This window comes from Streptomyces ossamyceticus, from assembly GCF_001418475.1.
Lineage (GTDB): Bacteria > Actinomycetota > Actinomycetes > Streptomycetales > Streptomycetaceae > Streptomyces > Streptomyces ossamyceticus.
Genome location: NZ_LIQX01000442.1, coordinates 4,087 through 4,706 on the forward strand (window position 1 = coordinate 4,087; position 620 = coordinate 4,706).

Sequence of the window (620 nt, forward strand, 5' to 3'; positions counted from 1 at the left end):
CCGGCTGCGGGCGAGAGGTCTAGATGCGCCACCTGGAGGTGTGGACGAGAGCCGACCTGCCGGTACGGGCGCGTCGGCGCCGGTGCGGGCGACGGCGTCCCCGCCACGGCGGGCGCAGGGCGGGCGCCGCGGCAGCGGTGAGCAGGGGTGCCGTGTCGGTCGTGGGCGGCTGGTCGGACGACTGCGGGGCGGGGGCGCGCAGGACGCCGGCGGGTACGCACACCTCGGCCGTGTGGTGGTCGTGGGTCCCGTGCGGTGTCTCGTGGCCGGAGGAGGGCTGCACCGCGGTCAGGACGGTGGAGGGCTGCGTCGGCGTCCGGTGGGGCTCGTCGACCGGACCGTGCACGAAGGCGCACAGGACGATCGTGATCAGCAGGCAGCCGCGGACGAGGGCGGCGAGCAGCCTCGGCCAGGGCGAGTCGGCGCGCGCCTGACGGACGTACGAGGGCATGCGGGTGCGTGGGGGCACTTGGGGGGTCCTCCGGGCGTCCGTCGGCTCGGCGGTGCGTGACCTCTGTTCAGGGCACGCGGGAGCGAGCGGCGGACGCGCATGCGGGTGCGGGTGCGTGTGGGGGTGAGCCGGTCGGGCAGGAGGAAGCCCGGGGCCTAGATCTGCCGGA

At 76.3% G+C, this 620-nt stretch carries 1 protein-coding gene; it reads right to left on the reverse strand.

Translation table 11 applies throughout. The features are described 5' to 3' along the window. Nucleotides 1-19: 19 nt before the first annotated feature. Nucleotides 20-469 (reverse strand): hypothetical protein, encoded by a 450-nt coding sequence (locus AOK15_RS28820; protein ID WP_157870400.1) that lies wholly within the window; start codon nt 467-469, stop codon nt 20-22. Nucleotides 470-620 lie beyond the last annotated feature (151 nt).